The 12,655-nt window shown below is 64.7% G+C and carries 13 protein-coding genes; 7 read left to right on the top strand and 6 right to left on the bottom strand.

Features of this window, described 5'->3' with window-relative positions; all coding sequences use genetic code 11:
* Positions 1-3: 3 nt before the first annotated feature.
* The 5 genes from map to minE all read left to right on the top strand — a co-directional run bounded on the left by map (position 4) and on the right by minE (position 3,659).
* Complete coding sequence (gene map, locus HDG39_RS19740) at positions 4-789, top strand: type I methionyl aminopeptidase (RefSeq protein WP_026225654.1); 786 nt, start codon at positions 4-6, stop codon at positions 787-789.
* Positions 790-881: 92 nt separating this feature from the next.
* The gene (locus HDG39_RS19745; protein WP_184007858.1) at positions 882-1,415 is read left to right on the top strand and encodes a GNAT family N-acetyltransferase; all 534 of its coding nucleotides are present in this window, start codon (positions 882-884) and stop codon (positions 1,413-1,415) included.
* 210 nt (positions 1,416-1,625) lie between these two features.
* The gene (gene minC, locus HDG39_RS19750) at positions 1,626-2,468 is read left to right on the top strand and encodes a septum site-determining protein MinC (RefSeq protein WP_184007860.1); all 843 of its coding nucleotides are present in this window, start codon (positions 1,626-1,628) and stop codon (positions 2,466-2,468) included.
* A 106-nt stretch (positions 2,469-2,574) separates the two neighbouring features.
* Positions 2,575-3,390 (top strand): septum site-determining protein MinD, encoded by an 816-nt coding sequence (minD, locus tag HDG39_RS19755; RefSeq protein WP_018419744.1) that lies wholly within the window; start codon positions 2,575-2,577, stop codon positions 3,388-3,390.
* A 14-nt stretch (positions 3,391-3,404) separates the two neighbouring features.
* On the top strand, positions 3,405-3,659 hold the full coding sequence (gene minE, locus HDG39_RS19760) for a cell division topological specificity factor MinE (protein ID WP_008922443.1): 255 nt from the start codon (positions 3,405-3,407) through the stop codon (positions 3,657-3,659).
* 223 nt (positions 3,660-3,882) lie between these two features.
* On the opposite strand, the gene HDG39_RS19765 is transcribed toward minE, so the two are convergent.
* Positions 3,883-5,319, bottom strand: a complete 1,437-nt coding sequence (locus HDG39_RS19765) for a chloride channel protein (RefSeq protein ID WP_260328084.1) — start codon at positions 5,317-5,319, stop codon at positions 3,883-3,885.
* Positions 5,320-5,539: 220 nt separating this feature from the next.
* Here HDG39_RS19765 and waaC point away from each other — a divergent pair, with 220 nt between their 5' ends.
* Complete coding sequence (gene waaC, locus HDG39_RS19770) at positions 5,540-6,544, top strand: lipopolysaccharide heptosyltransferase I (protein ID WP_184007862.1); 1,005 nt, start codon at positions 5,540-5,542, stop codon at positions 6,542-6,544.
* A gap of 521 nt (positions 6,545-7,065) precedes the next feature.
* Entirely contained in the window at positions 7,066-7,200 is a 135-nt protein-coding gene (locus HDG39_RS35145; RefSeq protein ID WP_260321106.1) for a hypothetical protein, read from the top strand.
* A 34-nt stretch (positions 7,201-7,234) separates the two neighbouring features.
* Here the strand turns inward: HDG39_RS35145 and HDG39_RS19775 are convergent, their stop codons facing one another.
* From HDG39_RS19775 to HDG39_RS19795, 5 genes are all read right to left on the bottom strand, one after another.
* Positions 7,235-7,414, bottom strand: a complete 180-nt coding sequence (locus HDG39_RS19775) for a hypothetical protein (protein WP_018419748.1) — start codon at positions 7,412-7,414, stop codon at positions 7,235-7,237.
* A gap of 220 nt (positions 7,415-7,634) precedes the next feature.
* Positions 7,635-8,942, bottom strand: a complete 1,308-nt coding sequence (locus HDG39_RS19780; RefSeq protein WP_184007864.1) for an MFS transporter — start codon at positions 8,940-8,942, stop codon at positions 7,635-7,637.
* A 367-nt stretch (positions 8,943-9,309) separates the two neighbouring features.
* Entirely contained in the window at positions 9,310-9,843 is a 534-nt protein-coding gene (locus HDG39_RS19785) for an energy transducer TonB (RefSeq protein ID WP_184007866.1), read from the bottom strand.
* A gap of 364 nt (positions 9,844-10,207) precedes the next feature.
* On the bottom strand, positions 10,208-11,614 hold the full coding sequence (argH, locus tag HDG39_RS19790; RefSeq protein ID WP_184007868.1) for an argininosuccinate lyase: 1,407 nt from the start codon (positions 11,612-11,614) through the stop codon (positions 10,208-10,210).
* 140 nt (positions 11,615-11,754) lie between these two features.
* Positions 11,755-12,567: a helix-turn-helix transcriptional regulator gene (locus HDG39_RS19795; protein ID WP_184007870.1), complete on the bottom strand. Its 813-nt coding sequence runs from the start codon at positions 12,565-12,567 to the stop codon at positions 11,755-11,757.
* Positions 12,568-12,655 lie beyond the last annotated feature (88 nt).

Below are 12,655 nucleotides of genomic sequence, written 5' to 3' on the forward strand. Positions count from 1 at the left end.
TTCATGGCCATTACCTACAAGACTCCCGACGATATCGCGAAGCTGCGCATTGCGGGCCGCCTCGCGGCCGATGTGCTGGCAATGATCGGCGAGCACATCAAGGCTGGCGTCTCCACCGACGACCTCGACGCGCTGTGCAACGACTACATCGTCCACACGCAGAGAGCGATTCCGGCCAACGTCGGCTATCTGGGCTTTCCGAAGACCGTCTGCACGTCGGTCAATCATGTTGTGTGTCACGGCATCCCGAATCGCAACGAGATCCTGAAGGATGGCGACATCATCAACATCGACGTCGCGATCATCAAGGACGGCTATTTCGGCGACACGAGCCGCATGTACTGCGTCGGCCAGCCGAGCACGGTCGCGCGTGCGCTGATCGACACGACCTACGAGGCGATGGTGGCCGGCATCCGCGAGGTGAAGCCGGGCGCGACGCTCGGCGACGTCGGCCACGCGATCCAGAAGATCGCGCAACGCGAGGGCTTCTCGATCGTGCGCGACTACTGCGGGCACGGCATCGGCAAGGTCTATCACGAGGATCCGCAGGTGCTGCACTACGGCCAGCCGGGACAGGGGGCGCGTCTGAAGCCGGGCATGGTCTTCACGATCGAGCCGATGATCAACGCGGGCCGCGCCGGCACGTCGGTGCAGCGCGACGGCTGGACCGTGATCACGAAGGACCGCTCGCTGTCGGCGCAATGGGAGCACATGGTCGCCGTGACCGACGACGGCTATGAACTGCTGACGCCGTGGCCGGACGGCACGGGCGACTACGACGCGCCGTGAGCGGGACCGCCTATTGTGGTCAATAATAAATTTGACTCGCCGGCCGGTTCGGTTAAAGCTACGCGTTAGGGTTTCCAGGGGTTTTCGTCTGCATGAGTCCGTCATTGACCGTTCGCCGCATCACTGCTGATCAGGGCGCCGTTTTTCGCGAACTCCGCACTGCCTCGCTGCGGGAGGCGCCGTACGCCTTCGGCGCGACGCTCGAGGACGCGTTGTCGGCCGATGCCGCCAGTTTCGACGCGACCGCGGCAAATCACGCTGTTTCGCAGTCCGTCGGTACATTCCTGCTCTATACCGAGGGCCATCCGGCCGGGCTGATCGAGGCGCATTTCGACGACACCGCGGCGCGCCGCGCGTTCGTCTGCGAGTTGTGGGTGGCGCCGGCCGTGCGCCATCTGCGCGGCGGCGAGCTGCTCGTCGATACCGCGAGCAGCTGGCTCGCAAATGCGGGCGCCACGGAAATCTACGCGTGGGTCGCCGACGCGAACCGCAACGCGATGCGCTTTTACGAAGCGCTCGGCTTCGGCCCGACCGGTGAGCACCGGCGCGTCGAGCGCGCACCCGAGCAGGTCGAAAGTCTGCTGGTGCGGCACGTGCCGACCACTTCGCAGTTGTTACAGCAGTGATTGCCCAAGCGGCGCGTCGCGCGCGCCGCTCCTCTTCGCCGTCCCTTCATCACGGTCTTTTTCCCGCCAGCGTTTCTTTCGCACCGTCGCGCGTCGGTCGCATCGACGACACGCGTTGCGCTCGCGCGCGCGAGCACCGATTCTCCCGGGAAAAATAGTGGCCGCGCGCGTGTACGCCTGTAAAATACGCAAAATTTTTCGCCGAACGCTATGTCGCCCAAGAAATCGCCCTTTTTCGAACTGCGCAGCGGCTCTGTCGACACGCTGATGTTCGTGGTCAAAACGACCGACCTCGATGCGATGCGTGCCGAGCTGACGCGACGCTTCGAGGCGACCCCCGAATTCTTCGCTAACGACGTCGTCGCGATCGACGTGCGGCGTCTCGCCGGCAACGAACGCGTGCCGCTCGCCGACATCGCGCAACTGCTCGACAGCGTGCGCATGCGTCCGGTCGGCGTGGTCGCGAATGCGGAGCAACAGTGGGCGACGGAGTCGGGAATGCCGCTGCTCGAAGCGCGCGATCGTCGCGGCGCGCCGGCGAAGCAGGCCGATGAGGACAGCACGGCGAGCGCGGCAAACGCGGCAGCAGGCACCGAGGCAAGCGCGGGTACGAGCGCGTCCGCCAGCTCTGCATCCGCAACCGCCAGTGCGGCCACGGGCACGGCCGCTGCCGTCGAACCCACGCCTGCCGCCGAGCCGGTGCGTCTTGCCACGTCGCCGCAAACGCTGGTGGTCGACAAGCCGTTGCGCTCGGGGCAGCGTATTTATGCAAAAGGCGATCTGGTCGTGCTCGGTCTGGTCAGCTATGGCGCCGAGGTGATCGCGGAAGGCAACATCCACATTTACGCGCCGCTGCGCGGCCGGGCATTGGCCGGCGTGCAGGGCAATCACGACGCGCGCATCTTCTGCACGTGTCTCGAACCGGAACTGATCTCGATCGCGGGCATCTATCGAACGACCGAGAACCCGCTGCCGGCCGACGTGCTCGGCAAGGCGGTGCAGATCTGGCTCGAAGAAGAAAAACTGATGATCGAACCGCTGCGGCTCACGTAAAGCGCCGCGAAACGCGCGCTGCCCCGAGCGATTGCGGCACGCGGCGTTTCACGGCGACGCGGGCCGCGCACCAATTGACGCATTTGACGAACACAAGGTAAGGGTAATGGCAAAAATCATTGTGGTGACTTCGGGCAAGGGTGGCGTGGGCAAAACGACCACGAGCGCGAGCTTTGCGTCGGCCCTCGCGTTGCGCGGCAGCAAGACCGCCGTGATCGACTTCGACGTCGGCCTGCGCAACCTCGACCTCATCATGGGCTGCGAGCGCCGCGTCGTGTACGACCTGATCAACGTGATCCAGGGCGAAGCGAATCTGAATCAGGCGCTGATCAAAGACAAGAAATGCGAGAACCTGTTCATCCTGCCGGCCTCGCAAACGCGCGATAAAGACGCGCTGACGATGGAAGGTGTCGAAAAGGTCATCAACGATCTGATCGCGATGGACTTCGAATACATCGTCTGCGATTCGCCGGCCGGTATCGAGTCGGGCGCGCTGCTTGCGATGCACTTCGCCGACGAAGCGCTGATCGTGACGAACCCGGAAGTGTCGTCGGTGCGCGACTCCGATCGCATTCTCGGCATCCTGTCGTCGAAGACCAAGCGCGCGATCGAAGGCAAGGAGCCGATCAAGGAGCACCTGCTGATCACCCGCTACAACCCGAAGCGCGTCAGCGAAGGCGAAATGCTGTCGCTGACCGACATCCAGGAAATTCTGCGCATCGATCTGATCGGCGTGATTCCGGAATCGGAAGCGGTGCTGCACGCGTCGAACCAAGGTCTGCCGGCCGTGCATATGGACGGCACCGATGTGGCCGAAGCCTATAAGGACGTCGTGTCGCGTTTCCTCGGCGAGCAGAAATCGCTTCGCTTTGTCGATTACCAGAAGCCCGGGCTGCTGCAGCGCCTCTTCGGCACCAAGTAAGGGGAGCGCACGTAATGTCGATTCTTTCGTTTTTGCTGGGCGAGAAAAAGAAGTCCGCGTCGGTAGCGAAGGAACGCCTGCAGTTGATCATCGCGCACGAGCGCGCCGGCGGCCATGCGCCCGCCGATTATCTGCCTGCGTTGCAACGCGAACTGGTGGCCGTGATCTCGAAGTACGTGAAGATTTCCGACGACGACATACGCGTCAGTCTCGAGCGTCAGGACGATCTCGAAGTGCTTGAAGTCAAGATCGAAATACCGCAGGCCTGAGCTTCGGATGGACCGCGGTCCATCTCGCATCATGTGCAGGACGTCGCATGGCGTCGCGTCGGAGCGACACGATGCCGTGCGGCGTTCGGCTCGTTCTCTGGCTTCTGTCTGAAGCCATCTCTTCGCATCTCCACGGCGCTCGCCATTTCCCTGTCGAAATGACCGTTGCACTCCAGCGGTGCCGTTACACGCGCAACGTCAGCCTCGCGTCGCCCTCGCGCATCTACTGACGCGGCGAGTCGGAGGTATCCGTCGTGATGTCGTCTGCGGCATCGTCGGCGCGCGGCTCGCCGTCCTCGCTTTCCGCTTCCGGCACCTCGACCTCGGGCACTTCCGGCACTGGCGCAGGCGTGGGCTGCGGCAGCGGCGCCACGTAGCGCTCGGCGAGCGACTCATAGAGCGGCGGCGCGAACAGGCGGGACACTCGGCTCGCGATCAACGCGGTGGCCATCAGCGAAATCACGAGCGCGTGGCCATCGATCATCTCCATCACGATCACGAACGAGGTGATCGGCGACTGCGTGACCGCGGCCAGATAGCCGACCATCGCGAGCGCGATCAGCATCGGCAATTGCATCGAATCGAACACCATGTGCAGCAGATTGCCGAAGCCCGCGCCGATCGACAGCGACGGCGCGAAGATGCCGCCCGGAATGCCGGGCAGGTATGAGCCGACCATCGCGATCATCTTCAGGAACGGATAGAACACCGACAACTGCTCGTGTCCCTCGAGCAGGCCGCGCGCTTCCGTATAGCCGCTGCCGAACGTCGTGCCGCCCGAGATCACGCCGACCACTGCGATCGCGAAGCCGCACAGCGCGGCGAACACGACCGGCCGCTCGCCGTGCAACTGACGCAGCGGTTCCGGAATCCAGCGCGCGGTATTGAGCAGCAGCCAGCCGAAGATACCGCCCGCGATTCCCGTCACGATCGCGGTGAGCACCACCGCGACGGCGAGCAGATCGGGGAAATGCGCGCCGATCTGGATCGTGCCGAAATACGTGTAGTTGCCGTTCAGGCCGAGTGCGACCACACCCGCGATGATGATCGCCGTGATCAGCACGCCACTCGTGCGCGCCTCGAAGCTGCGCGTCAATTCCTCGATTGCGAATACGACGCCCGCGAGCGGTGTATTGAACGCCGCCGACAAACCCGCTGCCGCGCCCGCCAACGCGAGCTGCCGTTCGATCTGCGCATTCGAGCGCGGATAGAACCGGCGCAGATTGAACATCAGCGCGGCGCCGACCTGCACGGTCGGTCCTTCACGGCCGATCGTAAAGCCGCCGAGAATCGCGAGAAACGACACGCCGATTTTGCCGAGCAGAATTCGCAGCGACAGCAGCCGCGTGCCGTATCCGCGCTGTTTCATGTGCAGCGTCGCGATCACCTGCGGGATGCCGCTGCCCTCGGAGCCGCGAAAGAACTTGCGCGTGAGCCAGACCGCGAGTGCGGCGACCGCGGGCGTGATCACGAGCGGCGCCCACACATACCGCTGCCGGACATCGAGAAACGCGTCATACCCCCAGTCGATCAGACGCGCATACAGCACCGCGACCAGGCCGACGGCGATGGCACCGAGCCAGAAGATGCCGTATTGCCGCCACAGGCGTTTTGCGTGACGCATGACAGCGGGCGAACGGGAAGGGAAGGGCCGGGACATGAATTAGATTCGTGCAAAGAGCCAAGTATAAAGCGTGCGGGACCGACCAGAATACGTGAAAGATGTTTGAAATATTGAAGTGAATTGAATCGTGAGGCGGATATCTTTTTGCTGTAACGCGCCGTATTGAGAATCGGACCGCGCGCAATGGCCATTTGGCGGGGATCGGTAATTACGTCAGCTAGAATAGTTTCAATTTCGAACAACCAACAGACCCTCAATGAAGCGAATCCTTATCGTCAAGGTCACTTCACTAGGCGATATCGTGCAGGCGTTGCCAGTCGTCGCCGACATCAAACGCGCATTTCCTGGCGTTCAGGTGGACTGGGCGGCGGACGAAGCATTTGCGCAAGTCGTGCATTGGAGCCAGGGCGTCGATCGCGTGCTGTGCGCGCCGCTGCGCCGCTTCAAGAAGGCGCGTCGCTGGAGTGATCTGAAGGCGATCTGGGCATCGATCGCCGAGCTGCGCGCTTATCGCTACGACTACATCATCGACATTCACGGCGTCTACAAGAGCGCGATCATCGCCTTCCTCGCGCGCTCGTCGCGGCGCATCGGCTATCAATCCCTGGATCTGGGCGAGCGTGGCGCCGCGTTCGCCTACACCGGGCGTTTCGGCCCACGTCCGCAGGGCAGCGCGTGGCACGGCATGCGCATCAGCGCCAGCGAGGCGCTCGGCTACGAAGTGGAAGGGCCGCCCATCTACGACCTGCAGCTACCCGAAACCGTCCCGCAGCCGTTCGCGACGCACGACCCGCCTGTCGCCGCGCTCTTTCACGCCACCTCGAAAGCCGACAAGAAATGGCCGCTCACGCACTGGGCGGCGCTTGGACGCGAGTTGAGCGAGCGCGGTTTTCGTGTGGTGCTGCCGTGGGGTTCGGACGGTGAGCTTGCCGACGCCGGGCAGATCGCCGCGCAGGTGCCAGGCGCGACCGTGCTGCCGCGATTGAGTGTGACCGAAGTTGCGCAGATGATCGGCGCGTGCGCGCTCGTCGTCGGTACCGATACGGGCTTCGTGCACCTCGCGCATGCGCTGCAGAAGCGCACCGTGATGATCTTCGTCGCGACGTCGCCATTGCATTGCGGCATCGAGGCGCCGTATCGCTCGACCTCGATCGGCGACGGCCACTCGGTGCCGCCCATCAGCGCGGCGCTCGAAGCGATCGATTACGTGTACGCGGCAGAGCCGGTGCTCGCGATGCAGCACGGATCAGCCGCCGCCTGAGTCCGTTCGCCCGCTCGCGCAATCGTTTGCGCAAAAGAAAAGAGGCGCGAGGCGTAGTCCGCCCTTGCTGGCGGGGACTGCATCGTCGCGCCTCAAAGAACGCCCGTGTCGGGGAACAGCGGGCGGAGAGGAATCGATTACACGTCTGTTAAAACTGTCGCTTTTCGTTTGACGCCGAAGCGTCCGATGCGCGGACGCCAGGGCGGCAAGCTGATACGCCGCGGTGCGTCGAGGCTCGCACGGCGCGCGTTGAACCGCTCGATTGCGGCGACGCTGGCGCGGCCAGCAAGGCTTCTATCGCGACAGTGCGCTCAACGGAGTATAGGCGGTGTTTTTCGCCATGGTGGCGCGATCCGGCGGCAGCGGTGCGGGTCGATCGAACGCGCCGATCCAGCGCGCCGGTCCTGTAACCGCTCGGTGATGTTCCCTTACAAATGGCAACGTTCGCAGCGGCGCGCATCGTGTCCAATCGGGTCATTCGGGGTTTGCGCTCGAATCAATCTGACTCGATGGAGAACAACATGAAACGCTTGATCCTGACTCTCGTGGCCGGCACGCTGCTCGCATCGGCACTCGGCGGCTGCGTTATCGCGCCGGCGCCGGGCTATTACTACGGCGGCGGTGGCTACTACCATCACGGCTACTACTACCGCTAAGCCGCGCGCCGTGCTTAGGCCCGGAGCACCAGCCTCAGGCGACCAGCATTTCGAACGCCACCACCGCGGCAATGGCCGCGGCGTTCGCGGCCAGCGCCTCGACGACGATGGATTTCCATGTCGTCGGACGGAAGCGCAGCGCGAGCAGCAGCGAGCCGAGCAAGGCCAGCGCGATGATCGTCACGATATCGGCATTGTGAAGATGGACGTTCATGCGGATCTCCCCGTTTTTTATAGGGTTATGTCAGGGAGTATAGGCAAGTCAAAAGGACGCGCAAGGCGGGGGTTTTACCCGGGCCGGCCCGCGGAAACAGCGAGGAACTAATGCCCGCTGCATGCTGCCGCAGACGCGTAAAAACTGCGCGGATGCAGCATCGATCGAACCTCGGCAAACGCGCATCGACGGAGGCGTTGTTCCGCCGATGCGCCTTGCATCATTTCATCAAACTCTCATCACGCGTCTCGCGCATGCACAGCACGCCGACAAGGCTCACGGCCGCGGCGACCGACACGTACGCGCCGACCCACGCCAAGCCGCCGTGCGCGGCGAGCACCTGCGCGATATACGGTGCGACCGACGCGCCGAGAATCCCGCCGAGGTTGTACGCGACACCGGCGCCCGTATAGCGCACGTTGGTCGGAAACAGTTCCGGCAGCAGCGCGCCCATCGGCGCGAAGGTCACGCCCATCAGGAACAGCTGGATCACGAGAAACAGCAGCACGAGCCATGGCTCGCCGCTGCCGAGCAGCGGCGCCATCGTGAAGCCCGACAGGATCGCCGCGATGATGCCGACGATCAGCACCGGCTTGCGCCCGAAGCGATCGCTCGCACGGGCCGACAGCGGCGTCGCGATTGCCATGAACACGACCGCGATGCACAGCAGGCCGAGGAACGTCTGCCGCGGAATATGCAGCGACCCGACGCCGTACGACAGCGAGAACGTCGTCGCGTTGTAGAACAGCGTGTAGCAGACCACCATCGCGAGCGCGCCGAGCACGGTCGGCTGCCAGTGCTGCGAGAACAGCGTCGCGATCGGCACGCGCACGCGCTCCTTGCGCTCGATCGCTACCTGGAACGCGGGCGTTTCGGCAATTTTCAGCCGCACGTACAGTCCGAGCGCGACGAGCACCGAGCTGACGATGAACGGCACGCGCCAGCCCCAGCTGCGGAACTGCTCGTCGGAGAGCGACATTGCGAGCGCGAAGAACAGGCCGTTGGACGCGAGAAAGCCGATCGAGGGCCCGAGCTGCGGGAACATGCCGAACCAGCCGCGTTTGCCGGCCGGCGCGTTTTCGGTGGCGAGCAGCGCGGCGCCGCCCCATTCGCCGCCGAGGCCGATACCCTGGCCGAATCGCAGCGCGCACAGCAGGATCGGCGCGAGGCTGCCGATCGCGTCGTAGCCCGGCACGAAGCCGATCAGCGTGGTCGACAGGCCCATCACGAGCAGCGACGCAACCAGAGTCGATTTGCGGCCGATGCGGTCGCCGAAGTGGCCGAACAGGAACGAGCCGATCGGTCGCGCGACGAACGCGATGCCGAACGTGACGAACGCCGACAGCGCCTGCGCGGTGGCCGAGCCATGCGGGAAGAATACCGGTCCGATCACGAGCGCCGCGGCGGTCGCGTAGACATAGAAATCGTAGAACTCGATCGCGGTGCCGATGAAGCTCGCGAAGATGATCCGCGCGCTACTGTTTTGCCCGCTTGCGGGCTGAGCGGCGGAAATCGGCGAAGTGGACATGCAGGGTCTCCAATTGTATGAGGCCGCGGCGCGCTGAGCCGTCTTCGCAGACAGGCGGCGCGCAACGGCGGCATCCTCGTTGAGGTATAGGTTTGGGCGCCGCACGCGGGGTGGCGGCGCGGCACTGCAGTCGGCTCATGCGCCGCGCCGGCGGGTGTGCGGACGGCGTGAGCCATGCCGGAAGGCTCCGGCGCGGGGAATCGGAAAATTATAGCGAGCGCGCTCCTCGCGCAGCAATGGCGGCGTAAGTTTGCGCGGCAACGAGGGGGCTTTATGAGTTATGCGCGATGACTCGAGTAGCTCGCGCGTGGCCGACCCGTGCGCGGATGCGCTGGGCGGTGCGTGTCAGCGCACGCGCCAACCGCCCTCAGTCGTACGCTTCTGCTTGCGGCGAGGCGAGCTCGCGCAGCTGGAATTTGCCGTTGTCGTTGAACAGCCAGTCTTCGAATAGCTCGAGCTGGCCGCGGCCATTCAGCAGCTTGCCGGGAGGTAGCGGCAGCGGCGCCGAGCGGCGCAGCGTCGCGAGCGCGGTGCTTTCGGCTTCGTCGTCACCGTTCGTGCGATACACCGACGACTCGACGATGTGTCCATCACGATCGACCGTGAACGACACCACCACCAGCGAGCGCAGCATCGGCTGAGGCCTGCCCTGGAGCACATACGACGGATTGCGCTCGACGATCCGTCGTGCGACCGCTTCGCGATATTGATCGAGCGTCGCGCTGTTGATCGCGGCCACCGGTGTGCTGACGGTTTCGTGCGGCGTCAGCGGTGTGATCGTGCAACCGGCTACGGCGACAACACCGAGCGCGGCGAGCGATAGCCGATGCATGCGAGCGGCCGTGAAGGAGCGCAGAGCCACACGGTGAGAAACAGGAGGGGGAGAAGTGCGAGAGAGCATGGTCGACGAACCACGAGGAGAACCTGATTGAATGGTAGTCAAAAACCGTCGGGATTCAATTGGCGTTCGCCCGCCGGATGTCATTGTGCGTGCGCCCCGCTGAGGCGCTTTGCTTTGCGCTGTAATGGCCGGAAATGTGCGCGCATTGGTCGGCGAGCGAAACCCGCCTACACTTTGATGGCCTCTTGCTGAGGTATCGGTGGAAGTCTTTTCAGCCCGCTTCTGGCGGGCTTTCTTTTGCCTTCGATTCGCCATTCACACGCGGCAATAAAAAAGGCGAACCCGCCAGGCGGGTCCACCTTTTCGATCCCGGTTCAACCAGCCACGCCGCAAGCTGAGGCTCACGGCGCTGCCCAGGCGTCGATTACCTCAACGCCGCACGCGCCGCTTTCACCGCGGCCAGCACCTGCCCGGGCGCGGTGCCGCCCGGATGATTGCGGCTCGCCACCGAGCCCTCGAGCGTCAGATACGAGAACACGTCGTCGCCGATCAGATGCGCGACGTTCGGCAGTTCGCCGCGCATTTCGTCGAGCGTCAGGTCCGCGAGATCGCAGCCGCGATCGGCGCACACGCGCACCGCGAGCGCGACTGCTTCGTGAGCATCGCGGAACGGCAGGCCGCGCTTGACGAGATAGTCGGCGAGGTCCGTCGCGGTCGAGAAGCCTTGCAGCGCGGCGTCGCGCATCGCCTGCGGCTTGACCGTGATGCCGGCGACCATTTCAGAGAAGATGCGCAGCGTGTCGGCGACGGTATCGACGGTGTCGAACAGCGGCTCCTTGTCTTCCTGGTTGTCCTTGTTGTACGCGAGCGGTTGGCCCTTCATCAGCGTGAGCAGCGCCATCAGATGGCCGTTCACGCGGCCGGTCTTGCCGCGCGCGAGTTCGGGCACGTCCGGGTTCTTCTTCTGCGGCATGATCGACGAGCCGGTGCAGAAACGGTCGGCCAGATCGATGAAGCCGACGCGCGGGCTCATCCACAGCACCAGTTCTTCGGAGAAGCGCGACACGTGCGTCATCACGAGCGCGGAGGCGGCCGTGAATTCGATCGCGAAGTCGCGGTCGGAGACCGCATCGAGCGAGTTCGCGCAGATGCCGTCGAAGCCGAGCGTCTTCGCCACGGCGTGACGGTCGATCGGATAGCTGGTGCCGGCGAGCGCGGCCGCGCCGAGCGGCAGACGGTTCACGCGCTTGCGGCAGTCGATCATGCGCTCGGCGTCGCGCGAGAACATTTCGACGTACGCGAGCAGATGGTGGCCGAACGTAACGGGCTGCGCGACCTGCAGGTGCGTGAAGCCCGGCATGATGGTCGCGGCGTTCTTCTCCGCGATCTCGAGCAGCGCCGCGCGCAGTTCGGTGAGCAGCTCGCCGATGCGGTCGATCTCACCGCGCAGCCACAGGCGGATGTCGGTCGCGACCTGATCGTTGCGTGAGCGGCCGGTGTGCAGGCGCTTGCCGGCGTCGCCGATCAGCGCGGTCAGGCGCGCTTCGATGTTCAGGTGCACGTCTTCGAGATCGAGCTGCCATTCGAACTCGCCGCGCTCGATTTCACCTTTGATCTGCGCCATGCCGCGCTGGATCGCGGCGAGGTCGTCGGCGGAAATGATCTTCTGCGCGGCGAGCATCGACGCGTGCGCGAGCGACCCTTCGATGTCGACGAACGCCAGACGCTTGTCGAAGAAAACCGACGACGTGTAGCGTTTGACGAGTTCCGACATCGGCTCCGAGAAGCGAGCCGACCAGGCTTCGCCTTTTTTGTGCAGTTGGGACGTCATGGTGTTGGGCGGTAAAAACGAGCGGTGAAGAGGCTGGCAACGCGAGTGCGCGAATCGTGCAAAAGCGCCGCCGCAGCGAAGAAAGACGAAGATTTTAACACCGGGGGAGGGCGGCAAAAGCGCTGCCGCCCATCGCGGGCCTATTCGCGCACCAGCACCACGAGCTTCAGATCCTCGCGATGCGCGGGCTTGAACGTGATCTGGTCATAAACGATGTGCCCGTCGCGCGGATGGTTGAACTCGCGCCTGCCACCTTCGCGCCCGCCGACGTCCTGGGAGGCCCAGTAGCGTGCGAACTCGTCGCTAGCGGCCGACAGCGAATCGATCAGCCCACGTGTGGGCGCATCGTTCAGATGGCGGATCGAGTCGGCGCGGAATTCGGCGGCGAGCCGCCGCGCGCGCGTTTCCCAATCGACGATCAACGCGCGCGCGGCCGGCTCGGTGAACGTGTAGCGCAGCAGGTTGCGGTCGTGCGCGCCGTCGAGCCAGCCGACGAACAGATCGGCCGCGCGCTCGTTCCACGCAAGCGCGTTCCACTGCCGGTCGAGCACGTAGGCGGGCGTGTCGATGAGCTGCACGGTTTGCAGCAGCGTGGCGGGCGCATCGGCGGCGGCGGGGTCGGGGTCGGCCGGATCGCGTTGCGCGGCCAGCTCGAACAGATACGCGCGCTCGGCGCGCGATAGCTGCAACGCGACCGCGATGCGCGCGAGCGCATCGGCGGAAGCGGACACTGGCCGGCCCTGCTCGATCCACGTGTACCAGGTCGGGCTCACGCCGCACAGCTGCGCGACTTCCTCGCGCCGCAGACCGGGCGTGCGGCGACGCGGCCCCGGCGGCAGCCCGACCGCCTGCGGCGACAGCCGCTCGCGATGGGCGCGGATGAAGTCGCCGAGCGCGCGGGCCGGGGTGGCGTCGAGCGGCGGCGGGTGATCGGCGGAGGACGGCGTCGTCATGCTATCGGCTGCGCGTGGAGGGGGGTAATCGAGATACCAGAATAATTGATGAACTTGTACTGGTACATGGCGGGCTCTATTGTAGCGG

This window comes from Paraburkholderia lebeckiae (assembly GCF_014201005.1).
Lineage (GTDB): Bacteria > Pseudomonadota > Gammaproteobacteria > Burkholderiales > Burkholderiaceae > Paraburkholderia > Paraburkholderia tuberum.

Bases quoted from the DNA above. Each gene is read 5' to 3' on its own strand.
- map (WP_026225654.1), top strand. From the start codon at position 4: ATGGCCATTACCTACAAGACTCCCGACGATATCGCGAAGCTGCGCATT.
- HDG39_RS19745 (WP_184007858.1), top strand. From the start codon at position 882: ATGAGTCCGTCATTGACCGTTCGCCGCATCACTGCTGATCAGGGCGCC.
- minC (WP_184007860.1), top strand. From the start codon at position 1,626: ATGTCGCCCAAGAAATCGCCCTTTTTCGAACTGCGCAGCGGCTCTGTC.
- minD (WP_018419744.1), top strand. From the start codon at position 2,575: ATGGCAAAAATCATTGTGGTGACTTCGGGCAAGGGTGGCGTGGGCAAA.
- minE (WP_008922443.1), top strand. From the start codon at position 3,405: ATGTCGATTCTTTCGTTTTTGCTGGGCGAGAAAAAGAAGTCCGCGTCG.
- HDG39_RS19765 (WP_260328084.1), bottom strand. From the start codon at position 5,319: ATGTCCCGGCCCTTCCCTTCCCGTTCGCCCGCTGTCATGCGTCACGCA.
- waaC (WP_184007862.1), top strand. From the start codon at position 5,540: ATGAAGCGAATCCTTATCGTCAAGGTCACTTCACTAGGCGATATCGTG.
- HDG39_RS35145 (WP_260321106.1), top strand. From the start codon at position 7,066: ATGAAACGCTTGATCCTGACTCTCGTGGCCGGCACGCTGCTCGCATCG.
- HDG39_RS19775 (WP_018419748.1), bottom strand. From the start codon at position 7,414: ATGAACGTCCATCTTCACAATGCCGATATCGTGACGATCATCGCGCTG.
- HDG39_RS19780 (WP_184007864.1), bottom strand. From the start codon at position 8,942: ATGTCCACTTCGCCGATTTCCGCCGCTCAGCCCGCAAGCGGGCAAAAC.
- HDG39_RS19785 (WP_184007866.1), bottom strand. From the start codon at position 9,843: ATGCTCTCTCGCACTTCTCCCCCTCCTGTTTCTCACCGTGTGGCTCTG.
- argH (WP_184007868.1), bottom strand. From the start codon at position 11,614: ATGACGTCCCAACTGCACAAAAAAGGCGAAGCCTGGTCGGCTCGCTTC.
- HDG39_RS19795 (WP_184007870.1), bottom strand. From the start codon at position 12,567: ATGACGACGCCGTCCTCCGCCGATCACCCGCCGCCGCTCGACGCCACC.